The sequence below is a fragment of the Aeromonas jandaei genome (assembly GCF_037890695.1).
Lineage (GTDB): Bacteria > Pseudomonadota > Gammaproteobacteria > Enterobacterales > Aeromonadaceae > Aeromonas > Aeromonas jandaei.
The window spans coordinates 2554039-2576713 of sequence record NZ_CP149571.1; the positions used below are offsets into that span (position 1 = coordinate 2554039).

Annotated in this window: 23 protein-coding genes and 1 pseudogene; 19 read left to right on the top strand and 5 right to left on the bottom strand. The window is 53.7% G+C overall.

Annotated elements, in window-relative coordinates; translation table 11 throughout:
- The first annotated feature begins 544 nt into the window (after window positions 1–544).
- The 11 genes from flaB (at window position 545) to WE862_RS12225 (ending at window position 10613) form a co-directional block, all read left to right on the top strand.
- A complete protein-coding gene (gene flaB / locus WE862_RS12175; protein WP_042033437.1) occupies window positions 545–1456 on the top strand; it encodes a flagellin B in 912 nt (303 codons plus the stop codon).
- Window positions 1457–1494: 38 nt separating this feature from the next.
- The gene (locus tag WE862_RS12180; RefSeq protein ID WP_042033439.1) at window positions 1495–1938 is read left to right on the top strand and encodes a flagellar protein FlaG; all 444 of its coding nucleotides are present in this window, start codon (window positions 1495–1497) and stop codon (window positions 1936–1938) included.
- A gap of 26 nt (window positions 1939–1964) precedes the next feature.
- Window positions 1965–3374, top strand: a complete 1410-nt coding sequence (fliD, locus tag WE862_RS12185; protein ID WP_042033441.1) for a flagellar filament capping protein FliD — start codon at window positions 1965–1967, stop codon at window positions 3372–3374.
- A gap of 25 nt (window positions 3375–3399) precedes the next feature.
- Complete coding sequence (gene fliS / locus WE862_RS12190) at window positions 3400–3822, top strand: flagellar export chaperone FliS (RefSeq protein ID WP_042033444.1); 423 nt, start codon at window positions 3400–3402, stop codon at window positions 3820–3822.
- Window positions 3822–4121, top strand: coding sequence for a hypothetical protein (locus tag WE862_RS12195; RefSeq protein WP_042033445.1), 300 nt, complete (start codon window positions 3822–3824; stop codon window positions 4119–4121). The genes fliS and WE862_RS12195 overlap by 1 nt, the downstream gene beginning before the upstream one ends.
- Before the next feature lie 7 nt (window positions 4122–4128).
- Window positions 4129–6210: a 6-hydroxymethylpterin diphosphokinase MptE-like protein gene (locus WE862_RS12200; RefSeq protein WP_042033447.1), complete on the top strand. Its 2082-nt coding sequence runs from the start codon at window positions 4129–4131 to the stop codon at window positions 6208–6210.
- An 83-nt stretch (window positions 6211–6293) separates the two neighbouring features.
- On the top strand, window positions 6294–7919 hold the full coding sequence (locus WE862_RS12205; RefSeq protein WP_082035533.1) for an HAD-IIIC family phosphatase: 1626 nt from the start codon (window positions 6294–6296) through the stop codon (window positions 7917–7919).
- Window positions 7912–8145, top strand: coding sequence for an acyl carrier protein (locus WE862_RS12210; protein WP_042033454.1), 234 nt, complete (start codon window positions 7912–7914; stop codon window positions 8143–8145). The genes WE862_RS12205 and WE862_RS12210 overlap by 8 nt, the downstream gene beginning before the upstream one ends.
- Window positions 8142–8897, top strand: coding sequence for an AAC(3) family N-acetyltransferase (locus WE862_RS12215; RefSeq protein ID WP_042033457.1), 756 nt, complete (start codon window positions 8142–8144; stop codon window positions 8895–8897). Before WE862_RS12210 ends, WE862_RS12215 begins: the two co-directional genes overlap by 4 nt.
- The gene (locus WE862_RS12220) at window positions 8894–9301 is read left to right on the top strand and encodes a VOC family protein (RefSeq protein WP_042033458.1); all 408 of its coding nucleotides are present in this window, start codon (window positions 8894–8896) and stop codon (window positions 9299–9301) included. The genes WE862_RS12215 and WE862_RS12220 overlap by 4 nt, the downstream gene beginning before the upstream one ends.
- Window positions 9291–10613, top strand: a complete 1323-nt coding sequence (locus tag WE862_RS12225) for a DUF4910 domain-containing protein (RefSeq protein ID WP_042033460.1) — start codon at window positions 9291–9293, stop codon at window positions 10611–10613. The genes WE862_RS12220 and WE862_RS12225 overlap by 11 nt, the downstream gene beginning before the upstream one ends.
- Here the strand turns inward: WE862_RS12225 and WE862_RS12230 are convergent.
- Genes WE862_RS12230 through pseF form a run of 5 tightly spaced genes read right to left on the bottom strand, consistent with a single transcriptional unit; the run spans window position 10610 to window position 15122 of the window.
- A complete protein-coding gene (locus tag WE862_RS12230; protein ID WP_082035534.1) occupies window positions 10610–10846 on the bottom strand; it encodes a hypothetical protein in 237 nt (78 codons plus the stop codon). The two genes, WE862_RS12225 and WE862_RS12230, sit on opposite strands and share 4 nt — an antisense overlap.
- A complete protein-coding gene (locus tag WE862_RS12235) occupies window positions 10843–12135 on the bottom strand; it encodes a motility associated factor glycosyltransferase family protein (protein ID WP_082035535.1) in 1293 nt (430 codons plus the stop codon). The genes WE862_RS12230 and WE862_RS12235 overlap by 4 nt, the downstream gene beginning before the upstream one ends.
- Entirely contained in the window at window positions 12128–13174 is a 1047-nt protein-coding gene (pseI, locus tag WE862_RS12240; RefSeq protein WP_042033462.1) for a pseudaminic acid synthase, read from the bottom strand. Before pseI ends, WE862_RS12235 begins: the two co-directional genes overlap by 8 nt.
- A 6-nt stretch (window positions 13175–13180) precedes the next feature.
- The gene (gene pseG / locus WE862_RS12245) at window positions 13181–14437 is read right to left on the bottom strand and encodes a UDP-2,4-diacetamido-2,4,6-trideoxy-beta-L-altropyranose hydrolase (protein WP_042033463.1); all 1257 of its coding nucleotides are present in this window, start codon (window positions 14435–14437) and stop codon (window positions 13181–13183) included.
- Window positions 14427–15122: a pseudaminic acid cytidylyltransferase gene (gene pseF / locus WE862_RS12250; protein ID WP_042033464.1), complete on the bottom strand. Its 696-nt coding sequence runs from the start codon at window positions 15120–15122 to the stop codon at window positions 14427–14429. The genes pseG and pseF overlap by 11 nt, the downstream gene beginning before the upstream one ends.
- Before the next feature lie 164 nt (window positions 15123–15286).
- Here pseF and WE862_RS12255 point away from each other — a divergent pair, with 164 nt between their 5' ends.
- The 8 genes and pseudogenes from WE862_RS12255 to glf all read left to right on the top strand — a co-directional run.
- Window positions 15287–15823 carry a GNAT family N-acetyltransferase gene (locus WE862_RS12255; protein ID WP_042033465.1) on the top strand — a complete coding sequence of 179 codons (537 nt, stop codon included), beginning with the start codon at window positions 15287–15289 and terminating at the stop codon, window positions 15821–15823.
- Window positions 15820–16053 carry an acyl carrier protein gene (locus tag WE862_RS12260; RefSeq protein WP_042012685.1) on the top strand — a complete coding sequence of 78 codons (234 nt, stop codon included), beginning with the start codon at window positions 15820–15822 and terminating at the stop codon, window positions 16051–16053. The genes WE862_RS12255 and WE862_RS12260 overlap by 4 nt, the downstream gene beginning before the upstream one ends.
- The gene (locus WE862_RS12265) at window positions 16053–16805 is read left to right on the top strand and encodes an SDR family NAD(P)-dependent oxidoreductase (RefSeq protein WP_042033466.1); all 753 of its coding nucleotides are present in this window, start codon (window positions 16053–16055) and stop codon (window positions 16803–16805) included. Before WE862_RS12260 ends, WE862_RS12265 begins: the two co-directional genes overlap by 1 nt.
- Entirely contained in the window at window positions 16802–18160 is a 1359-nt protein-coding gene (locus tag WE862_RS12270) for an AMP-binding protein (RefSeq protein WP_082035536.1), read from the top strand. Before WE862_RS12265 ends, WE862_RS12270 begins: the two co-directional genes overlap by 4 nt.
- A complete protein-coding gene (locus WE862_RS12275; RefSeq protein WP_042033467.1) occupies window positions 18157–19212 on the top strand; it encodes an acyl-protein synthetase in 1056 nt (351 codons plus the stop codon). Before WE862_RS12270 ends, WE862_RS12275 begins: the two co-directional genes overlap by 4 nt.
- Complete coding sequence (locus tag WE862_RS12280; RefSeq protein ID WP_042033468.1) at window positions 19191–20399, top strand: acyl-CoA reductase; 1209 nt, start codon at window positions 19191–19193, stop codon at window positions 20397–20399. Before WE862_RS12275 ends, WE862_RS12280 begins: the two co-directional genes overlap by 22 nt.
- 168 nt (window positions 20400–20567) lie before the next feature.
- Entirely contained in the window at window positions 20568–21539 is a 972-nt protein-coding gene (locus WE862_RS12285) for a glycosyltransferase family 2 protein (RefSeq protein WP_042033469.1), read from the top strand.
- Window positions 21536–22675 (top strand): annotated as a pseudogene (glf, locus tag WE862_RS12290) (UDP-galactopyranose mutase); the annotation flags it as partial. The gene WE862_RS12285 and the pseudogene glf, both read left to right, overlap by 4 nt.

The following is a 22675-nucleotide window of genomic DNA, read 5'->3' on the forward strand; positions in this document are numbered from 1 at the left end:
TGGTCAAGAGATGGAACAAAGGGGTGTTCGGGTTCGCACTCTGTTCTATCGGGAGAGATATAATTCTCTACTAGTAATGCCAAGTGTTGTCCAGCTGTTCAGTTCTGTCACGCTTGGTCATATTCTCCTGAGCATACGCTCTGTTTTAGGCCGGTTTACCGGCCTCTTTTTTTATTGTGGCGCCAAGATAGCGTCACTCTTCCAAAGTTAAAGCACAAAGCATGCCAATGCCGTTGATGCCCTCCTGATAGCTTTTCCTCCGTCGTACGTTTTCTATCCTCCCTCTATGTTTGCCGCTTGCCGGATAATTCTTGCCGCCTTCGGCAACAATTTTCCTAAAGGTTGTGTGAGCGTGGCCGTTAACCTAGATGAAGCAATCGAGGGGTGTTCGGAATCCAACGTTTGCACTACTGCGGGTGGCTGTCCGTTCAAACAGACACCCGCCTGAAGAGACAGGAATGTTCAACCTTCTCTTCAAACGGTGGGCCGTCGTGCGGTTTTGACGACGCAACCTGCAGTCGCATGTTCTTCGGGAGAATATTTTATGGCCATGTACATCAACACAAATATTTCATCACTGAACGCCCAGCGTAACCTGATGAATACCAACAAGTCTCTGGATACCTCCTATACCAGGTTGGCATCCGGTCTTCGTATCAACACTGCCAAGGATGATGCTGCCGGTCTGCAGATCTCCAACCGTTTGACTTCACAAGTCAACGGGTTGGATCAGGGTAACCGCAACGCAAATGATGGCATTTCAGTTGCTCAAACAGCTGAAGGAGCCATGGATGAAACAACCTCGATGCTCCAACGCATGCGTACACTTGCACAGCAGTCAGCAAACGGTTCCAATAATACCGATGACCGAACTGCACTGCAGCAAGAGTATGATCAGCTGATGACCGAGATAGATCGAATTTCTAGTGATACTACATTCGGTGGTCAGAAGTTATTGGATGGTAAATATAAGGGCACATTCCAGGTTGGTGCCGATGCCAGTCAGACCATTACCTTTAAGATGACCAGCGCTTTTACCATCAGTGGTATCGCTTCAGCATCGAAAGGTAGTGCTACTATTGCCGCCGGTTCTACTGGTAGTAAAGAGCCGTATAAAGTGACTGCAGCTTCGAGTGCTGTGACTGTTGCTAACATGAATAGCATCAAAACCGCTAGTGCAGCTCAGTCTGCGATGGCAAACCTTGACTATATGATCAAGGCAGTTGATAGCAAACGAGCTGAGTTGGGGGCTGTGCAGAACCGTTTTGACTCCACTATTCGCAACCAGTCCAACGTCTCTGAGAACCTGAGCGCAGCACGCTCTCGTATCCGTGACGCAGACTTTGCGACTGAGACTGCCAACCTGACCAAGCAGAATATCCTGCAACAGGCTGCATCCAGTATCCTGGCACAAGCCAACCAGAGACCGCAATCTGCTCTGTCCCTGCTGGGTTAATAGAAAAGCAGTGATGAGATAGCAAAAGGAGCGACGATATGGCCAATGAAATTGGGATCCCGTCATCAGTCACTCCTTCTTCTCTTCAGCCAAGTAGCAAGAGCGGCCAACCGGCCGCTCAAGTGCTACTTGGTACAACAGAAGAGCAGCGGGTGACGGCACAACAGGATGTGAAAAGACAGCAGGATAGCCAAGCAGGAGAAAAAAACACCAAGCAGAATATGTCCAGTGCAGACATTGAAAATGAGGTACAAAACTTGCAAGAGTTCAGCAAGTTGCAAGGTTGGACAGTCAATTTCAGTGTTGAAAAAGATCTCGATCAGGTAGTTATAAAAGTGGTGGATGCCGAGACCAAATCAATGATTCGGCAGATCCCGAGCGAAGAGTTGCTCGCTATCAGCAAACGGATCAAGGATCTGCGTGATGGGAATGCTGCCGGTGGAAGTTCTCGTGTAGGGTTGTTGCTTGATAACGAGATCTGATACGAAGAGTTAAGAGGAGAGTGAGTATGCCTACTATTACGTCTGCTGGTGCTGGTTCGGGACTCGATCTGGAGTCAGTTATTGCGGCTAGTGTCAACGCCAAGAAGGCGCAATTGATGCAGCCTATCACCACCAAAAAGACTAACACTCAGATTACTCTCTCCGGTGTCGGGCAGCTCAAATCGGCCATCTCCTCTTTCGTCACGACTCTGCAGGCGATGGCAAAGGATGATGCATTCAACAAGCGTGCAATTGACATTACCCAAGACAAAGATAAACCCGTGCTAAAGGTGGAGAGCAAGACGGGAGCTTCGAATGGGCAATATGACATCAGTGTCGAGCAATTGGCGAAAACCAGTAAATTTGACGGTACCTTTGACTCCTCGACGACACCGCTTATCACCCAAGACGGAAAATTGACGTTAAAGGCTGGTGATAAGAGCTTTGATGTGGATGTCAAGGCGGGCGATTCGCTGCAGTCTATTCGCAAACGTATCAACAATGACGCTAACAATTTCGGTCTGAGCGTCAACATCATGAATACGTCAGATGGCAAATCCAAGTTGGTGATTGATTCTGGTGTTAGCGGTAGCGGCAAGGATTTGCAGATCACTGGTAGCACGACCGAATTGACTGACAATTTTGTCTCAAAATTGACAAAAAGCCAGACTGCACAAGATGCCAAGATCAAGGTCGATGGTAACGAGCTGACCAGTCCAACCAATACATTTGATGGAACTATTGTTGGCCTTAAACTGACTGTGCTGAGAGTATCTGATAGCACCACTTCTACTGGCAGTGATGGCAAGCCAGTGACGACCTTCGGCTCCAACAAGGTTTCAGTAACTACCGACAAGGCCGGTATCAAAGACATGGTCAAGAGTTTTGTCGATGGCTACAACGCTCTGGTCAAAAAGAGCAATGAGCTTGGCAAGCGCAACTCGATTGTTGCAGGAAAGAGCCAGAATGATGGTGGAGCCTTGGCCGGTGATGCAACGACACGAGCAGTGACAAATATGATGAATGGGGTTATTACCGACCCGTCTCAAAAGTCCTCCACCTATTCAACCATTTTTCAGATGGGCATAAAGATGGACAACAAGGGTGTGCTGTCCATTGACGATACCAAGTTCAGTGAAGCCATCGACAAGAATTTCGATCAGGTCGTTGCAGTATTTGGTGGTAAGGATGGGGTTGCGGGTAAATTGGCAACTCAGCTGGAAACCTATTCCAAGACGGGTGGTTTGCTGGCAAAGCGCGAGGAATCCTTAAATTCTGATCTGCGTGAAGTGAGCCGCAAGGAATCGGATGTGACTTCCCAACTTACCAAGTATCAGGAGACCTTGCGTGCTCGTTACGGCAGCCTGGATACCATGCTGGCCAAGATGAACAAATCGGCTTCTTATCTCAATTTGCTCAATACCAAATCGAATTAACCTGTAGTCAGGAGCTGTGCCTCGTATGTACCGCAAAAATATCAAGGCTTACACCACTCAGAATCTTCAAGCCGAGTTGGCAGTCGCAGATTCTTACCGGGTCATCCAACTTTTGATGCAAGGATGTCTTGAACGGCTCTCACAAGCTCGTGGGGCAATTGAACGCCGCGATTTTGAGGGCAAGTCTCAATCCATTTCCAAATCAATGGCGATCATCAATGGTTTGCAAGATTCTCTCGATATGTCTTATGGCAAGATACCTGAGGATCTTTTCGCTCTTTATGATTACATGAAAGGTCGTTTGATGGATGCGAGTCGTGATATGGATCCTGCAGCTGTTGATGAGGTGCTGCAATTGATGGTGACAGTGAAGAGTGGTTGGGATGCGATACCAGTGGAAGAGAAGGATAAGGCATTGGCTCAACAGAAGAGTAGTGGTGGAGTTTAATGAATCACTCTCCCTTTTCCAGAATTATAGATAACGGCCACCTGATTCTGAGGTTGCTAAATCGGGGTGAACTTGATTTGGCCGACATAGAATTAGATAAATATCTAGGTTCTCTTGACGATATTTTTTCTGGGATTAAGTCGGGGACTAACTTGAATGCAGAAGAAAGACAGGTATTGAAGCAGTTTAAAGATATATTTACTCTGATTGAAGAACAAAAGTCAAGTGTGGAAATTAAACTGTTGCAATTTTCAAAAGCTGGTAAAGCGACAAAGCGTTATAAATCCAATGCAGGTTGACCATTCTATGGATCTGAAAAAAACAATTACAAATATCGAGAATGAACTATCTCGTCTTGAACAGCAAAAGATCCAGGAAGCAGCCATGCTGGAGGTGCTTCCAGCAAGATATGAACTAAACATGAAGGCATTCTCGGAAAAAATGCCTGATATATATAATTTCTTTAATAATTATAAACCGGCCAAAGCATTTCGTTTTTATTGCAATGAAAATGGTATTCCCAATATATTATGGCTGGATGACCAAGTATCTATGTACGGAAAAAATCCGTTTGTAGAGGCCCAGCAACAGATAGATGAAGTAATTGATAGTAGCATTCTCCAAAGTGTTGACTTTGCTCCTCAGTGGTACATAGATGGTCAAATTCACATCAAATACAACAATGAAATATCGCAGTTAAAGCAAGCATCGGATCTGAATGGACTGCATCTGAGAGATGCATTAGCCATGGATATTCCACTTTCATTAATGTATGGCATCGGTCTTGGTTATCAACTAGGCTATCTATACGAGCGCTGTAAAGTCAGAAATTTGTTTGCATTTGAACCAGACCTTGATGTTTTCTACGCATCACTCTTTTGCTTTGATTGGCATTCGTTGTTTGAATATATGGATAGTGAGTCGCTCAGTATTCATCTTTTTATTGGTGTCGATGAGCAATTGCTTGCGGCAGATATGATGGAGGCTCTCCATCGTAAAGGCGCTTTCTGGTCTGCATCATACTTTTCATTTTGCCACTATCGCTCCCCCCAGATTGACAAATTGGTTCATAAGGTAGAGACCGAGTTCTACTTGTTGAGAACTGGCTGGGGATTCTTTGATGATAACGTTTATGCCTTGGCACATAGTCATTCTCATCTTCAAGAAGGAACGCCATTTCTGAAGCAGTCGCGAGATATGAGTTTGTCTGCTGATATCCCTGTATTCGTTGTGGGTAATGGGCCATCACTTGATCAAACGATAGATTTTATTGCAGAGTATCAAAATAAAGCAGTAATTATTTCCTGTGGCACAGCCGTAAGTGCTCTTTATAAAGCGGGGATCAAGCCAGATATTTATGTCGCTGTTGAACGAACTAAAAGTTCAGCGGATTTTCTGCACATATTGAATGCGGGAGACTTTCTCAAGGGGTGTGCGTTCCTGAGTGTAGATGTTATACACCCCGAGTGTAAGAGCTTTTTCCGTAGAACCGGTTTAGCATTCAAACCCAATGAACCAATGTATAAATTACTGAGTTCTCGTTTAGGGTATAAATTCGATTTCGATACCATAGAGTATTCAAATCCCTTTGTCGGAAATACGGGTCTAAATTATGCTGCACTTTTGGGGTTCAAAAAAATATACCTTTTTGGTATAGATAATGGTTATAAAAGTGCAGATAAACACCACTCAAAATTGAGCCTGTATTACAATGAAAAGCAGGAGGCAAAATATCATCAAGACCTTAACGATACATTTCCTGCTCCAGGTAATTTTGGTGGAGAGGTTCTAATTAATCATCTCTTTGGGCTTTCAATCCACAACATGGCTCGTGTTTTGAAAGATTATAATGATGTTGATTGTGTCAACGCTAGTGATGGTGCTTATATTGAAGGGGCTGTGGCGCAGTATGTCCAAAAAATTAACCCTGTCTGGGGGGATATTGATAAGCGTCATATAGTTGATGAGCTAATGGATACATGTTTTAAGCCACTCGACCTCACGTTGGTTGATTTCAAGTCTGGCCTCAATGTCCCTCTGTTTAATCAGGTGATCGAAAAGTTTCGCTCAGATTGGCATGATGTTAATCGTGACTATAATGCGGTCCAGCTTATGATGCAGCGTCATCATGATTATTTGCTCTACCTTTTGACAAGCACTGAAGCACATTTGTATCGAATGTTGATTGGTTCAATTAATTACTTTTATGCCAATATCATTACTTTGATGATGGCATTACTTCAGAAAGAAGATGACTATTTTGTTCAGCAACTCGATTCAGCTATCGTGCTGCTGGACAAGTTTTTTTCTGATGCCGAGAAAATCTATGCTGATGTTTTTGAACGGCACGATACGACCTACTTCGTTGGTCTCGATGTGTTTAAGTAAAATCTTCTCAGGGGCGTGACACTGTTCACGCCCACTTTGTAACTGTATGATATAAAAAGTTTTTCATATCATAGGGAATGCTAATGGCTTCGCTTTCTCTAGCGTCAACCGCCTTTCTGATGCCTGGCAATGTTGCTTGGGCTCCGCTGGCCAAATTGGCTGCACTCCACTTCCAGCAACAAGGACAATGGTATAGCTGCAATTCTGGTGATGCTCGGGTCGTAATCTGGTTTTGGGAGCAGTTACTTACGGAGACGCGTTGTCAGCATTGGTCGAACCTTGAACCTGTATCTCTCGAGCAACAGATTGATATGTGGCTGGATGAGTTGCTTCTTCCGTTTCATGAGGATGGTGGCACACCAGTTTACCTCGGAGCCTGTTTTTTCACTGCCCCTGGCGCTTGTGCCGACCTCTATCCTTGGGTGAAAACCCTTGATGCTCGCTTTTCCCAACGGCTTGCCGAGCTTCACCTCATTAATCTTGATCTACCTCGCTGGTTGATGAAAGAAGGTGCACAACGCTGTTTTGACTCGCGTAACCGATACCTGCTTTCCTGTCCTCTCTCTGCTCCAGGGATTAGCTCTCTCGCAACATGGATTGCCGAGCGTTGGACACGCGATCAGGAACCTCGGCGCAAAGTCTTGGTACTTGACTGCGACAATACCCTTTGGGGTGGCGTGGTCGGTGAAGATGGCGTAAGTGGCTTGCAGCTGGGGCAAGACGGGGCAGGCAAGTTATACCAATCTTTCCAGGAGGCTGTGCGTTACTGGTACAACCGCGGGGTTTTGCTGGCTCTTTGTTCCAAGAATAGCCCTGACGATGTCTGGCTTGTGTTTGAACAGCATGGTGCGATGAAATTGTCGCGAGCACAAATCGCAGCGTCGGCAATCGGTTGGGGACGAAAATCAGACGGCTTGCGCCATATCGCACGCACTCTTAACCTTGGTCTTGATGCACTGGTGTTTTGGGATGATTCCCCTCTGGAGCGAGCCGAAGTTCGCGCTGCTTTATCGCAGGTGGACGTGATTGAACCGCCGCAAGAGATCTGGGATTGGCCCAATAGTCTGCTCTCGTACGGTGGTTTTGCCCAAGGGCTGACAAAGGATGACAGCTTGCGCCAGGCTTCCTACCGCGCACTGGCCGAAGGTGAGCGACTGCGTGAGCAAGCCAGAAGTGAAAGCGACTATCTGCGCCATTTGTCCTTGTGTGCGAATTTTCATCCTCTGGCACCGGATAATCTTCCCCGGGCAGAACAGCTTGTTAAAAAAACCAATCAGTTTAATCTCTCCTGTTTGCGCCATGATGCTCGCACACTCGAGTTGTTGGCTAAAAATGGGTTCTGTGGGTTGGTGTCTTTGCGGGATTGTTTTGCAGACCATGGATTGGTGGGGATTGTGCTGATCCAGACTGTCAATTCAACGACTGCTTTTCTCGATACGCTGGCACTGAGTTGCAGAGTTCTGTCGCGAGGTCTGGAATACTGGCTGCTGGATCGTATCTCGGCTGAACTGCGTGAGGTGGGGATCGAGCGTCTGGTTATTGGCTCGAACCGTTGTGAACGTAATGAACCTGCGCTGACATGGTTGGCATCCCTGTCGTTATCCCCCTGTGATAATCCGGATCCCACCCGTTTCTCTCATGAGCATTTCCATAGTCTGGCGCTTGCACAGCTGAATTTGCCTTTTTTGGAGTTTTATCACCATGACTGATCTCTTCACTCTGTTAGAACAGCAGTTTCCTTCTGCAACCGTCACGCGAGGCGACTATCAGTTGGGATTCGGCGCATTTCCGGAATGGGATTCGCTCGGTCATTTTAATTTTCTGCTACTGGTTGAACAGACTTTCTCGGTACGCTTCGATCCTGAAGAGCTGGCGATGATGAAGCAACTTCAGGATATTCGTGATGCGCTGTTGCGTCGTGGTCTTGCCCTGTGATTGAGGCTCTATCTCATGCTCTGAGCACGCTAGGGATCTCGCGCGGAAGTGCCTTGATGGTTCACTCTGACGCTATGGCTGTAGCCCAGTTTCCTGGTCAGAGTAATAACGCTGGAATGCAAGCTTTTTGGAGCGGGATACAGGAGTGGCTTGGAGACGAGGGCACTCTGCTGGTGCCGACATTCACTTATAGCCTGACACGCAAGGTATGTTTCGACCGGGTGACGTCTCCCAGTGAAGTGGGCCTGATGACGGAACTGTTTCGCACTCTGCCTGATGTGGGGCGTACCCGCGACCCTATCTTCAGCATGGCCGTATGGGGTGCGGGGGGGGACGAGATTATTACCGCTGGCGGTCATGACTGTTTTGGTCAAGATAGCCCCTTTGCCTGGTTGGCTGCCCATGATGGCTGGATTGCCGGTTTTGCCTGCCATCCCGATCGCATTACCTTCACCCACTATGTGGAGCAGCAACTTGGTGTCGATTATCGCTTTATGAAGCGCTTTGAGGGTGAAGTCTGCGATGGCGGTGCTGTGCGCCCCTGGTATTGTGACTACTTTGTGCGAAAACTCGATCTGGCCAGCGAGATAGATCTTTCCCGTCTGGTTGAAGCTCTTAAAAGTCAAAACAAGTGGCATCAGGGGTTATTTGGCCGGTTACCGGTCTGGGCGGTTCGTTGCGCCGACTTTGCCGCGGTGGCCAAACAACTGATTGCAGAGCATCCCCATGCTCTCATCCGGGAGGGGGCATGAAACTGCATCATGTCGGGTTGGTGGTATCCGAGCTTGAGCTCGGGGTTTGCTATTGCCGCGAGACCCTCGGGATTTCCCGATTTAGCGAGCCGGTGCTCGATCCTTTGCAGCGGGTACATATCTGTTTTGCATACGATGATGCCGGGATTTGCTACGAATTGATTGCTCCGGCCGGTGACGATAGCCCGGTCAGCCAGGCGTTACGTACGCGTCATAACCTGCTTAATCACTTGGCCTATGAAGTGGCAGATATAGCGATGGCAGCCGAACGACTTCGGGCTCAGCGTCACCTTCCCCTCGGGCCCAGCCAGCCCGCTATCGCCTTTGGCGGCGCCCACGTTCAATTTTTCCTAAGCCCGCTTGGGCACATTGTCGAATTGGTTCAGCATACCCATGACTCCTGACACGGATTTTTTACCTGCAGACTGGCAAGACCCGACGCAGATTGGCCAGGCCATGTATGATCTGGCGGCGCGCCTTTATCCTATCAATCGCAGCCTGACCGGTAATGGCGTTCGAGAAAGCCTTGCATTGCTATGCCATTGCCTGCCGGAGTTGCAGGTTCACGAAGTGCCGACCGGTACTGAGTGTTTTGACTGGCAAGTGCCTGAAGAATGGAACGTACGCGAGGCTTACATAGTGGGGCCGGATGGGCGTCGGGTAGTCGATTTTCGCGATCACAATCTGCATCTGGTGGGGTATTCAGAGCCTGTTGATACGATGCTGTCTCTGGAAGAACTGCAGCTGCACCTGCACTCGTTACCGGAGTTGCCTGATGCCATTCCTTATGTCACTTCCTACTACCGGCGTCGGTGGGGCTTTTGTCTGACTCACAGGGTTCGTGAACAGTTGCAGCCAGGGCAGTACCGGGTAGTGATCGATGCGACGCTTGCTCCGGGGTCACTGACTTATGCAGATATGTGTTTGGCAGGAGAGAGCAAGCAAGAGATCCTGCTGTCAAGCTATCTTTGCCATCCATCCATGGCCAACAACGAGCTTTCGGGTCCCTTGGTCGGTGTGTTTTTGATGGCCTGGCTCGCCAGGATGCCGCGTCGCCGTTATAGCTATCGCCTCATATTGGTGCCTGAAACGCTGGGCGCCATTGTATACCTGTCACGCCATCTGGCACACCTGAAAGCACAGACGCTGGCGGGGTTCAACCTCTCTTGTCTTGGGGATGAACGTGGTTACTCCTATTTGCCCTCACGCCGTGGTGGTACATTGGCTGACAGAGCCGCATTGCACGCTCTTGCCCACATTGACCCGGGATTTCATCGTTTCAGCTTTCTGGATCGAGGTTCCAATGAGCGTCAGCTGTGCGCTCCCGGGGTTGACCTGCCGATCGCCTCGATTATGCGCACCAAATATGGTTGTTACCCTGAGTATCACACCTCGCTTGATGATCTCTCTCTCGTAACGCCTGCTGGCTTGGCGGGAGGCTTTATGGCAGTGCGCAGGGCAATTGAATGTATTGAGCTGGATGGACGTTATCGAGTAACGGTGCTTTGCGAGCCGCAAATGGGCAAGCGCGGTCTCTATCCTGATCTATCGACCCGCTGGTCAGGATGGGCTGTGCGGGACATGATGAACCTGCTTGCTTACAGTGATGGAGAGATGACCCTGTTCGAGATTGCCGAGACGATCCACATTCCATTCTGGCAAGCCCGCCAACTGGCAGACATGTTGCTCGAAGCGGGCTTGCTCAGTCCGGTCTAGGTGCTTAGCAGTGCCGCTAGTTCACCTTCCAGCCAATCGGCTAATCCAAGCCAGTCATGGCGCTCTTGGCATGCCAGCAATGCGGCAATGATTCTGGCTGCCTCGCTGCGATGTTCCTGTGGGAGCGCCAGCAACACCTGTTCGAGTACATCCGGAAGGGTCAGGGCACTCTCCACATGATGGCCGAGCCTAAAACGGTGGGCGAGGGCGATGCAATGGTGTTTGAGCGTCATGATGCAAAGTCCGGATGATATTCACTACCGAGCAGAGCTGCACCATCTCGGCTGCTGTTCCAGAAATGAACTTCGGGATGGGCCGCCATATAGCGTTCCAGCTCAATCTGATAGGTTGTGAAGTTGGGATTGGTGCAGACCCGTTTCCCATGGCCATCCACGACCCAGCTCAGTGCCTGACTGGCGCAGGGGCCGAGAGCCCCGTCTTGCCAGCCGGCATGGGTCTGGCCACCGGGGAAGGCAAAATCGCAACCAAGCAGGAGTACCTCTGTGCATCCGATTTGTACTGCCAGATCGACGGTCGGATGAATGACGCTTCCTCCCTGATGCAGGGTTCCCTTGGGATGTTTCCGAGCCAGCGCTGCATACATGGGACTGGCCGAGTAGGTGGTAAGCCGTGGGCCTGGCCAAGCATTAAGAGTGTCGGATGGTACCATGGGCGCATAGACAAGAGGGACTGTATCCAACCCTGCCCCTGGCAACCTGTCCGGGGTAATAGCATCATCGATACTGACTACCACATGAGGTGCAAGGCCATAACTGCGTAACGAAACCAGCGCTGTATCGACGCAAATTACCAGCCAGTCTGGATGATGTGCCAGCCAGTCAGCCAGTTTTGGCAGATGTTGTGTCAGGGTGGGCCCACTGGCGATGATCAGTGCGCTGCCATCAGGACGAGAGCCAAATAGAGAGCTTACGTCACCATCGTTTGCCACCAGAGACATATTCTCAGCCAGCCGGCTTAAGATCCGTGGCGATGCGGGATCAAAGCGTTGGCGTGTGTAACCAGCCAGTATCTCGCTCATCAAACGGCCACGAATACGACAAGCACTCTCTTCTGCCAGTTCCAGTTCACTTGGTAGAGCGAAGAAGGGCAGGAGTATCTCCTGCTCGTCGCAAGCCATGGTTAGATGCACGCGGGGGTCTTGCAGCCAATCATCCTGTTCAAGCAGTGCCAGTACCAAAGTGAAAAGACTTTGGTTGAGGATGTGGATATGCAGGGTGCGCAGATCGCGGCGTGTCAGTAATGTTCGCTGCAAATCGCCAAGGCCTGTGCCGTAAAGGTGTATAACCGGAGCCATAGGCAGACTGGCTGCTTGCAATTCGGCTTCTGCAACCCGGTTGTGACGACTGGTCAGCTGGATGCCATTGACCAGTAGCGTGCTGCTGATGCCCTCGCACAATTCAACCTGCAGATCGCCCAGCTGGGCTACCGTGAGGTGGGCTGCTAGCCGTGGCCAACGCTGTTCAATGATCGCCAGATGGTGGCGCAACAGCTCTTCATTCATCTTTTGCAATCCACTCCCAGTTGAGAGGCTGATTGGCGCTCAGGTCGCGGTTAACCCGCTTGCCGATGAGTCGATCGTAATCGGCCGGGGGCAGACCGAGGGCGGGGCGCACCGACTTGATGTGCTCTGCGGTGAGCACCTCGCCGGCTACCATCTCCTTGACCAGATAGAGGGAGCGGCGAAACGCACGGTTACCCTGTTCACTGGCGGTGAGCTGGTAGTCAGCCACCCCGAGGGCGGCATGGGCGGTATTGACCGAGGCCACCAGCTCGGTGAGCTCGGCCGGTTCCATGGAGAAGGCGCAATCCGGCCCGCCGTCGGCGCGTGCCAGAGTGAAGTGCTTCTCGATGAGGGTTGCCCCGAGCGCGATGGCGGCGATGGCCGTGGCCGATCCCAGGGTGTGATCAGAGAGCCCCACCTCGACACCGAAGCGCTGGCGCAACATGGGGAGGGTACACAGGTTGTACTCGGCTGCCGGCGCCGGATAGCCGCTGACACAGTGCAGCAGTGCCAGCTGGCCGTTGCCATGCTTGAGTGCCATCTCGACCGCGGCGGCGATCTCGGCCTCGTTCGCCATGCCGGTGGACATGATGAGCGGCTTGCCGGTCTGGGCTGCGTAGCGGATGAGGGGCAAGTCCACCAGCTCGAAGGAGGCGATCTTGTAGGCCGGACAGTCGAGGGATTCCAGCAGATCCACCGCACTGAAGTCGAACGGGCTGCTAAAGACCGTCAGGCCCAGCTCGCGCCCTTTGGCAAACAGCGCCTGGTGCCACTCCCACGGGGTGTGCGCCCACTCATAAAGGTCATAGAGGCTGTGGCCATCCCACAAACCGCCGTGGATCTGAAATTCCGGTCGATCACTTTTGAGGGTGATGGTATCCGGGCGGTAAGTTTGCAGCTTGACGGCGCTGGCACCCGCTGCTTTGGCTGCGGTCATGATGGCCAGGGCGCGGTCCAGATTGCCATTGTGGTTGGCCGACAGTTCGGCAATCACATAGGGAACCTGTTCCTGGTTGATGGGGCGATGATCGATCTGCATCTGTGTTCAGATTCCTGTGCCAAGTTGCCAGCCTTGCGGCGCCTGTTGCCAGGGGGCAGGGGGCGCTATCTGCGGTGGCTCGGCAAGATAGAGGGGAAATTGGGAGAGAATTGTCTGCAAGCGATGTGCCAGCTCTTGCCACTCCGTTGGTTGAAGTGGCCGGGCGGCCTGCCATGTCAGTTGCTGACCGTTCAGCGTCAGGGTGAGCAGCTGCTGGTCATCATGGCGTAGTTGCCACTGTTGGCCATCTGGTATCAGTTGATAATCGGGCTGTGGTAGCAGCCAAGCGGTGAGGCGATCCAGCCCCAGCCCGTCCACCTGCTGCTGGCCGCGGTGGCGGTAGTCGTCTGACTGTTGCTCAAGCCGGTGCAGGGCTTGCAGCAGCCGCTCAGGCTCGGCCAGCTCGCTCAGGGTCAGCCGCTCAGCCAGCTGGAAGCGGGCGATCACATCGTCGTTGAACTGCTGATTGTCGACGATGGGCACCGCCAGGGTCGGCAGGCCGAGACAGGCCCGCTCCCAGGTCATGCCGCCGGCGGCGCCGATGGCGAAGTCGTGCCGGCTCATCAGGTCGGCCATCTGGTCGCTCTGGCGCAGCAGCACCAAATCGAGGTCGGCCAGCTCGGCCACTCTCTGTTCCAGCTCGGGCCAGAAGGGATTGGCCCCGCCAGCCACCAGGGTCCAGCGGATGGTTCGGGCCCAGGGCAGTCGAGCCAGCGTGTTGAGGGTCGTGAGGCAGGCTCCGGCCGGATCAGCGCCGCCAAAGCAGATGAGGCCACGTTGCCACAGGCTGGCCTTTTGGCGTGCTAGCTGGCGATAGGCGGGGCGCAGCAGGGCATAGTCGGCGCCCAGCAGCAGCCGGCAATCGGCGGGGGTAAGCGACTGGTAATCGGCGGCGCTGCGCAGCGGCCCCTGATCCAGCAGCAACTGACCATGATGAGGGCGATCGGCCAGATCGTCGATCACCAGCAACTGACCACAGTGCATCGCCAGTGTCTGCTCGATTTGTCGATCAATGTGGTAGTGATCACACACCAGCCACTCCGGGCGCAAGGTGGGCAAGGGGCCTGCGTCGTCCAGAGCGCAAAGAGGGTGATGCTGGTGGGATTGCAGCAGTGGCAACAGGTGGGCCGGTAGCTGATGGCAGAGAAAGTGGCACTCGGCGCCAGCCGTTATCAGCCGATCGGCGATGGCCAGACAGCGCATCAGATGACCCAGGCCGATTTCGGCGCCGGCGTCGAGCCGGAAGGCAACCTTAAACGCCATCTTGGGCCAGCACTTGATAGAGCAATTCGGCCAGGTGCCAATCTTCCGGTGTATCGATATCGACCACCCTGTGTCTTGGCAGAATATGGCCGATCCCCTCTCCACCGACGGGGCTGATCCCGCCCAACCAGGCAGCCTGCGTCCCCCAATAGAACTGGCCAGCATCCTGATAGGCAGGCTCCAGATCCTGAGAGCGTTTCGCCATCTGCTCCGGCCAGAAGGGGGTGACCCGGCCCTGCTCATCCATGCGCACGGCGCGCTGGATAGGGAAGCCAAACTCGGCCACGGTATAAACAAATGGAGCCTTGCTTGCGATTAGCTGCTGATAGGCGGCCTTCAGGTCGTCGGCCTGGATCAGCGGCACGGTGGCATAGATGCAGCAGTAGTGCTCTGCCTGGATGCCGAGCTGGTCGAGTCGCTGGATGGTGTCGATCACCACAGGGGTGGTACCGGTGTGATCATCGGCGAGGTTGGCTGGCCGCAGAAATGGCACTTCCGCGCCCAGTTGACGAGCGACCTTGGCAATCTCCTCATCATCGGTGGAGACCACCACCTTGCTGAAACAGCCAGATTTTTGCGCCGCCTGGATGGCATAGGCGAGCATGGGCTGACCACAGAAGGGGAGGATATTCTTGCGTGGAATGCGTTTGCTGCCACCCCGGGCCGGGATAATGGCGATGGCCATGATGGGCTCTCTCCGCTGGATCAATGCCTGGCCAAAGCCAGGATAATCGATGACAACTCTTTGATTATTTTTGATATTATACTGGTTTTTCTGCTTGTATTATCGATTTTTGCTACGGAATGGCAGCAGTGTGGTCGATAAGAGAGACAGGTCATGAAAAGTGGATGGCGTTTAAGATGAGCTATGGCGTTGAGTTACGCCCGATAGAGCCGTGGGATCTTCCTGCCTTGCGACGTTGGCGCAATAAGGATGAGGTGCGAATGCAGATGGTATCCCAGACGCGTATTTCGCCGCGGCAACAGCGCCAATGGTTTGCCGCCACCCGTGAGCGACTGGATCAGCAGCACTGGGTGCTCTGGTGCAAGGGCGTGCGAGCGGGCTACATCAATCTTAAAGGTGAGTGCCAGGACGCGCTACAGGGGCAGGCGATTGCCGATGCGGGACTCTATCTGGGCAACTCGACCGTGCGACATCCCATGTTGGCCATTGCTGCTGCCTTATCCCAGCTTGATCAGGGTTTTGATGAGTTGCACATCGGTTGTATCCGGACCCTGGTTCGGGAGAACAATCGCTCGGCCCTGCGCTTGAATGAACAACTGGGTTACCGTCAGATAGGGCAAGAGAACGGATTTTTCGCATTGGAACTGCTGCCTGCGGATTACTATGCCGCCCGTGAGCGGCTACGGAGATTTTTCAGATGACAATCGCATTGGAACAGGTTTTTGCCGAGGCTCTGGGTATCGATATCGGCAGCGTCAGCGATGGGCTGGCCTACAATAGCATCCCGCAGTGGGACTCCGTCGCCCACATGGGGCTGATTGCCCAGTTGGAGGATAACTACGGTGTATTGCTCGACACCGATGACATTATCGACATGAGCTCGGTCGGCAAGGCGCGGGAGATCTTGGCCAAGTACGGGGTCGCTTTCTGATGCTGGGGCTGTTGCAGGGCAAGCGGGTGTTGATCACCGGTGCCGGGCGTGGCATCGGTCTTGCCATCGCCCGCCAGTTTGCCTCTCAGGGGGCTGAACTGTGGCTGGGAGGCCGTGATGAGGTGACCATGAGCCAGCTGGCGACCGAGATTGGTACCGAGTTTGGCGTGCCTTGCCAGCCTCTCTGTTTTGATGTGGCTGATCCGTCGGCGGTCAAGCAGGCTTTTCAGCAGCTGTTTGCTCAGACTCGTCAGCTGGACGTGCTGGTCAACAATGCCGGCATGCTGGAAGAGGCGTTATTGGGGATGGCGAACCAGACCCATCTGCAAAAGACATTCAGCAACAATACCTTTAGCGTGGTCTACTGCAGCCAGTATGCCGTCCGCCTGATGCAACGCAGCGGTGGTGGCAGCAGCATCATCAATCTCGCCTCCCTGATGGGGCAAGTGGGGGCAGCTGGGCTCAGCAGCTATGCCGGCAGCAAGGCGGCAGTGATCGGTATTACCCAGTCACTGGCCAAGGAGCTGGCCGCCAGCCAGATCCGTGTCAATGCGATTGCCCCCGGTTTTATCGATACCGATATGGCCCACGCCATCCCGCAAGATAAGTTTGCCGAGCGGGTGGCCAGCATCGCGATGGGACGGATTGGTACGCCAGATGAAGTGGCCAAGGTGGCCCTGTTTCTCGCATCCGACTTGTCGAGCTATGTGACCGGGCAGGTGATTGGGGTCGATGGGGGGATGGTGATTTGAGCCAGCCTGATTTGTTGACGCATCTGGTTGAAAGCAATGAGGAGCCCGCCTGGCGAGACCCGCAAGAGGGGTGGCTCAGTTATGGGGAGCTGGCTCGGCGTGTGGCGCAGTTGGCCACCATCTATCCTGCTGGCCGCCATTTGGTCTACCTGCCATTTGTGACGTCCACCCTGCATTTGCTGCACTACTTGCTGGCCCTGCGTGATGGCCACGCCATCATGTTGGCCGATCCTGCTCAGGATGCCCGGTTGCACCATGAACAGTGCCAGCGCTTTGGTGTCAGCCTGCGGGTATTGGAAGATGGGGCAGTTGCGCATCTTGGCGATGCGCCCTCGCTTCACCCTGAGCTGGCCATGCTGCTGCCGACATCGGGCAGTACCGGCTCCTGCAAATGGGTGCGATTGTCGCGAACCAATCTTGATGCCAATGCTGCGGCCATCGCCGAATATCTGACGCTGAACGGGGGTGAGCGAGCCATCACCTCGTTGCCACTTTTTTACTCCTTCGGCATGTCGGTGCTCAACAGCCATCTTTTGGCTGGCGCCTCTCTGGTTTCATGCACTGCCAGCTCCCTTGAGCGCCACTTCTGGGATGAGGTAAATCGTCATCAGGTCACCAGTGTGGCGGGGGTACCGTTTACCTTTCAGATGCTAAACCGCTTGCGTTTTGACTGGGCGCGTTATCCCAGTCTGATGACAATGACCCAGGCTGGAGGACGACTTGAGCCAGCGCTGGCAAAACAGTTTGCCGAGCAGGCAGCTGCACTGGGACGCCGTTTTTTCGTGATGTATGGCCAGACCGAAGCGGCACCGCGCATCGCCTGGTTGGCACACGATGAAGTGATGATTGCCCCCGATGCCATCGGCCGTGCCGTACCGGGCGGGCATCTCTCTCTGCGTCATGAGCCCGGCTTTCCCGACGGGGAGGGGGAGCTGGTTTACCAAGGGCCAAATGTGATGTTGGGCTATGCGGAGCGCCCTGAAGATCTGGCTCGGGGGCGTGATATGGATGCGCTCTTTACCGGCGATCTGGCTCGTTGTGATGCGGCGGGCCGATTCTATCTGACCGGGAGGCTCAATCGTTTCCTGAAGCTGTTTGGCAAACGGGTGAGCTTGGCTGAAGTGGAGGCCTGGTTGCAGGGGAGGGGCTATTCCTGCGCCGCGACCGGCTGCGATGATCGCCTGTTGGTAGCCATCGAGGCAGACGCGTGCCCCTGTGACGAACTACAGCTGGAGGTGGCCCGCTGGCTGATGGTGCCACCATCAAGCGTGCGTATCTACCAACACCATTTGCCACGACGCAGCAATATGAAGATTGATTATCCGGCCCTATTAACAGCGCTGGAGCAGCTATGAACAGGCTGTTTGATGCGCCGGTTTTCGGGCTGCCCCAACGTGAAAAAAGTGGGCTGCTCCTTGCTCGTCTGAATGAATTGACGCAGCGGCATGGGCAGGGGTGCCCAGCTTTTGCCAATATTCTGTCGGCGTTTGGTTGGGGGCCGGCTTCGACGTATCAAGAGCTTCCCTATCTGGCCGCCCGCCTGTTCAAATTGGACCAATGGCAGAGCGTGCCGCAAGACGAGGTGTTCAAGGTGCTGACCTCCTCTGGCACTACCGGAACGCCGTCACGAATTGTGCTGGATCGAGATACAGCCGCGTTGCAGAGCAAGGTGCTGGTGAAGATCCTGCAAGAGTTTGTCGGCAAGCAACGGTTGCCCATGCTGCTGGTGGAGCAACCTGCCCTTATTCAAAACCGCAGCGGCTTTTCAGCCCGCGGTGCCGGTGCGCTTGGGCTCTCCTTCCTTGGCCGAGACCATACCTATGCCCTCGATGAGCAGATGCGGCCCAACTGGCCGGTCATCGAGGCGTTTTGTGACAAATATGCGGGCCAGCCGGTTCTGCTGTTTGGCTTCACCTTCATGGTGTGGCAATGTCTGCTGGAACCACTGCGTGAGCGAGGTCTGCAACTGCCGCTGATGCAGGGCACGCTTTTTCACAGTGGTGGCTGGAAGAAGCTGCAACACCTCGCGGTAGATAATCCTGCCTTCAAGCTGCGCTGCCATGAACAGTTGGGGCTGAGCCGGGTCCACAACTTCTATGGCATGGTGGAACAGGTGGGGTCGGTGTTTGTCGAGTGCGAGCAGGGCCATCTGCACGCCCCGCTTTTTGCTGATCTGCTGGTGCGGGATCCGCTGACCCATCGACCGCTCGGGATCGGCCAACCCGGTTTGTTGCAGGTGATCTCTGCCATTCCCCAAAGTTATCCAGGCCACAGTTTACTCAGCGAAGATCTTGGTGTGCTGCTGGGCGAGGATGATTGTCCCTGCGGTCGTCGTGGCCGTTATTTTCATGTATCAGGACGTCAGCAAGGCGCCGAGGTGAGGGGATGCAGCGACACTTTCCAGTGATCCGGTCAGATGCAGAAGATGCCATTTGGAAAGCGGGCCCAGAGGTCGATTTCGTAGCCCCCGTCAGCGGCGGCTGGCAAGGTTTTGTCACTCGCCCGCTGCCAAGCTTTGCGCCCGTCATAGGTGACTTTGTGGCTGCGCTCTCTGCACGTCTGCAGCAGGAGGGACGAGAGAATCCGGATTTGGCCGCTTTTGGTTTTTGGTTGCGGCCACGCCAGATTGAGGTACAGCGCAAACGCATGGCAGGGCGCGCACCGCTGGGGATGGTTTTTCATCTGGTACCCTCCAACGTGCCGACCGTCGCGTTCTACTCCTGGATCATGGCGCTGCTGATGGGCAATGGGTCCGTGGTACGTCTCTCATCGCGCATCGACCCGGTGCAAGAGGCCATGCTGACCATCCTGAACGAGCTTTTCTCTCTGCCCGAGTGGCAAGAGATTGCCTCGCGTACCCGTTTTATCCGGTATGACCATGACGAACGCGTCACCGCTTGGCTGTCGGCTCGGTGCCGCCTTCGCATCATTTGGGGCGGTGATGAAACCATCGGTCGGGTACGGGCTATTCCGCTTTCACCCCGCGCTCAGGAAATTGTGTTTCCGGATCGTCGCTCCATGGCGGTATTTGATAGCCAATGGCTCGCCAGCCTGGATGCTGCCGCATGGCGGCAATTGGTTGCGGCTTTGCAACAAGACTTTACTCGCTTCAATCAGCAAGCCTGCGCCTCGCCCACCACGATTTGCTGGTTGGGCACTCCCGATAGTGTGTTGCGACGTCGTTTGCTCGAAGCAGTCTTTGCCCCCTTTGCAGACAGCCCTGTCCTGATGATGGAACGCCTCATCAATTGTCAACAAAATGCCGCTCTCGATGGTCAGATGCAGCAGGAGACCTTTGCTGGCGTCACCTTATTGACTCCCACCGCCTCTTTGCGGCTTGAACACATCGGAGGAGGTACAGTTGCCGAATTCGTTGCCGATACCCTTGATGAGTTGCTGTTACAACCTTGGGATATGCAGACCTGTGTCTGGGTTGGGCCAGATAAAATGCGGCTTGAGTGTGCTCTACAGCTGTCGCCTTGCTGCCGTATCGATAGGGTGGCAAGTCCGGGACAAGCGCTGGCATTCGAATGGCTTTGGGACGGCATCGACATGCTGGTGGCCTGCAGCCGTCAGCTTGCTCGGATTGAATAGTGGATGCCAGGTCACATAAATCAAGTCATATCAATGAATTAGCTTGGTCAGGCACGGCTCTTGCAGTAAATATTGCCATGAAGGGCAGGAAGGGTTGACAGAGACCGTGCGGTAGCCTTGTCCATTTTCTCCAATTCGCTTCTTTTTTACTCTACTTCTGGATCCTCTATGAAAGTCAGCGTACTGGTGCCGGTGTATAACCTCGGGCGCTTTATCGAGCCCTGTCTGCTTAGTCTGCTGGAACAGCAAACCAATTTCGATTTTGAGGTCATTGCCATTGATGACGGCTCGAGCGATGACTCCTGGGCCATTATGCAGCGGCTGGCGCAGCAGTGGCCGCATCTCAAGGCACTACAGAATTCGCAGAATATGGGGTTGGCCAAGACCCAGAAACGCTTGCTGAGAGAGGCTATCGGTGAATACATCGCCTATGTCGATGGGGATGATCTGGCTCTGCCGGGCAAGCTGCAGAGCCAAGCAGATTATCTTGACGCGCACCCCGGCTGCACGCTTTGCTACCACGAAGCGGAGATGTTTGATGATGAAAGTGGCGCACGGATCAAGCTATTCACCCGCGATTATTACAATGCTCGCTATCTCGAACCCGTGATGACACGGGAGACATTGATCCGCTTCGGGGTGTTCGTCAATGCCAGTTCCATAATGTTTCGCCGTTATGAAGGGATGGAAAATGCCATCGACGAGGGGTGCAAGATCATCCTCGATTATCCTTGGCACATCTTGAACCTCTCCCACAATCCGGGGACGCTGGATTTTATCCCCGAGTTATTGGGCCGCTATCGCTTCCATACCCAGAGCTTTGGCGGACAGACCCGCAAATCGGCTGAACGTCGTGAGCAGTCGCTGCGTGATCTGCTGCGAGCCTGTGACAATGCCGCTGCGTTTGGGGCGGATCCCGTGGCCATTGCCCAGGGGCGTGCCCATCACTATTACTCTGCCGCGCTCTACTTTCTGCGGCAGGATGACGTTGCCCGCTTCACGCAACTTATCGAACAGTCAGTTACTGAGGTAGCGAAGCTGGCGCCAGGCTGGTTCTTCGATGAGAGACATCAACTGGCGTGGGCGCAGCGAGCTCATCCAGCACGGGTCATGCAACAACTGTTTGGAGAGGCGGCATGAGTTATCAGGCGATCGTCATTGGCGCCGGGCTTTCCGGTGCCGTCATGGCTGAGCGAATGGCCAGCCAGCTCGGTTGGAAGGTACTTGTGCTGGAGCAGCGCGACCATATCGGTGGCAACTGCTTCGACGAGTATGATGAGCATGGGGTGTTGGTCCATCGCTATGGTTCACACATCTTCCATACCGACAACAAGGAGGTGTGGGATTACTTGTCGCAGTTTACCGAGTGGCTGCCTTATGAGCATCGTGTGTTGTCACGCATCGACGGGCAGTTGGTGCCTATCCCGTTCAACCTGACCAGCATCGAGTGCTGTTTCCCCGCCGACAAGGCAGCCGCCATGATTGAGGCCCTGCGCACTCGGTTTGGTGATGGTGCCAGAGTGCCTATTCTGGAACTGCGCAAAGAGGCGCATCCCCTGCTGGGTGAATTGGCAGATTTCATCTATCAGAAAGCCTTCGTCAACTACACCAGCAAACAGTGGGGGGTACCGCCCGAGCAGATCTCCCCCGAGGTGACGGCACGAGTGCCCGTGGTGGTGAGTCGGGATGATCGCTACTTCACCGATCCCTGGCAGGCGGTGCCGGCGGAAGGCTATACCGCCATGTTTGAGCGCATGCTCGCGCACCCGCTGATTGACGTGCGGCTGTCTACCCCCATGGTGCAGCGTGTCAGATTGGATTGGCAGCAGAAGCAGGTGATGTTGGATGGTGTGCCTTTCGACGGTCCACTGATCTATACGGGTATGCTGGATCAGTTGATGTCGGCAGAAGGGAATTGCCTGCCATATCGCTCACTGCGTTTTGAACATCGCCATCTGGCGCAAGAGCAATTTCAACCGGTCACCACCGTCAATTATCCGAATGAAGAAGCCTTCACGCGGATCACCGAATTCAAGCACTTCAGCGGGCAGCAGCATCCCGGCACCAGTATCGTGTACGAATATCCCTGTGACTATAAGCCAGAGCAGGGGTTAGAGCCTTACTACCCGCTGTTTACCGACTCAGCTAAGCAGCATTATCAGGCTTGCCGCGATGAATTAGCACAGTTCCCGCAACTGATTGCTTTGGGCCGTCTTGCCGAGTACCGCTATTTCGATATGGATGATGCAGTGAGTAATGCATTAAATATTTTTAGC

Excerpts from the sequence above, each read along its gene's own strand:
- flaB (WP_042033437.1), top strand. The coding sequence starts at position 545 with ATGGCCATGTACATCAACACAAATATTTCATCACTGAACGCCCAGCGT.
- WE862_RS12180 (WP_042033439.1), top strand. The coding sequence starts at position 1,495 with ATGGCCAATGAAATTGGGATCCCGTCATCAGTCACTCCTTCTTCTCTT.
- fliD (WP_042033441.1), top strand. The coding sequence starts at position 1,965 with ATGCCTACTATTACGTCTGCTGGTGCTGGTTCGGGACTCGATCTGGAG.
- fliS (WP_042033444.1), top strand. The coding sequence starts at position 3,400 with ATGTACCGCAAAAATATCAAGGCTTACACCACTCAGAATCTTCAAGCC.
- WE862_RS12195 (WP_042033445.1), top strand. The coding sequence starts at position 3,822 with ATGAATCACTCTCCCTTTTCCAGAATTATAGATAACGGCCACCTGATT.
- WE862_RS12200 (WP_042033447.1), top strand. The coding sequence starts at position 4,129 with ATGGATCTGAAAAAAACAATTACAAATATCGAGAATGAACTATCTCGT.
- WE862_RS12205 (WP_082035533.1), top strand. The coding sequence starts at position 6,294 with ATGGCTTCGCTTTCTCTAGCGTCAACCGCCTTTCTGATGCCTGGCAAT.
- WE862_RS12210 (WP_042033454.1), top strand. The coding sequence starts at position 7,912 with ATGACTGATCTCTTCACTCTGTTAGAACAGCAGTTTCCTTCTGCAACC.
- WE862_RS12220 (WP_042033458.1), top strand. The coding sequence starts at position 8,894 with ATGAAACTGCATCATGTCGGGTTGGTGGTATCCGAGCTTGAGCTCGGG.
- WE862_RS12225 (WP_042033460.1), top strand. The coding sequence starts at position 9,291 with ATGACTCCTGACACGGATTTTTTACCTGCAGACTGGCAAGACCCGACG.
- WE862_RS12230 (WP_082035534.1), bottom strand. The coding sequence starts at position 10,846 with ATGACGCTCAAACACCATTGCATCGCCCTCGCCCACCGTTTTAGGCTC.
- WE862_RS12235 (WP_082035535.1), bottom strand. The coding sequence starts at position 12,135 with ATGAATGAAGAGCTGTTGCGCCACCATCTGGCGATCATTGAACAGCGT.
- pseI (WP_042033462.1), bottom strand. The coding sequence starts at position 13,174 with ATGCAGATCGATCATCGCCCCATCAACCAGGAACAGGTTCCCTATGTG.
- pseG (WP_042033463.1), bottom strand. The coding sequence starts at position 14,437 with ATGGCGTTTAAGGTTGCCTTCCGGCTCGACGCCGGCGCCGAAATCGGC.
- pseF (WP_042033464.1), bottom strand. The coding sequence starts at position 15,122 with ATGGCCATCGCCATTATCCCGGCCCGGGGTGGCAGCAAACGCATTCCA.
- WE862_RS12255 (WP_042033465.1), top strand. The coding sequence starts at position 15,287 with ATGGCGTTTAAGATGAGCTATGGCGTTGAGTTACGCCCGATAGAGCCG.
- WE862_RS12260 (WP_042012685.1), top strand. The coding sequence starts at position 15,820 with ATGACAATCGCATTGGAACAGGTTTTTGCCGAGGCTCTGGGTATCGAT.
- WE862_RS12265 (WP_042033466.1), top strand. The coding sequence starts at position 16,053 with ATGCTGGGGCTGTTGCAGGGCAAGCGGGTGTTGATCACCGGTGCCGGG.
- WE862_RS12275 (WP_042033467.1), top strand. The coding sequence starts at position 18,157 with ATGAACAGGCTGTTTGATGCGCCGGTTTTCGGGCTGCCCCAACGTGAA.
- WE862_RS12280 (WP_042033468.1), top strand. The coding sequence starts at position 19,191 with ATGCAGCGACACTTTCCAGTGATCCGGTCAGATGCAGAAGATGCCATT.
- WE862_RS12285 (WP_042033469.1), top strand. The coding sequence starts at position 20,568 with ATGAAAGTCAGCGTACTGGTGCCGGTGTATAACCTCGGGCGCTTTATC.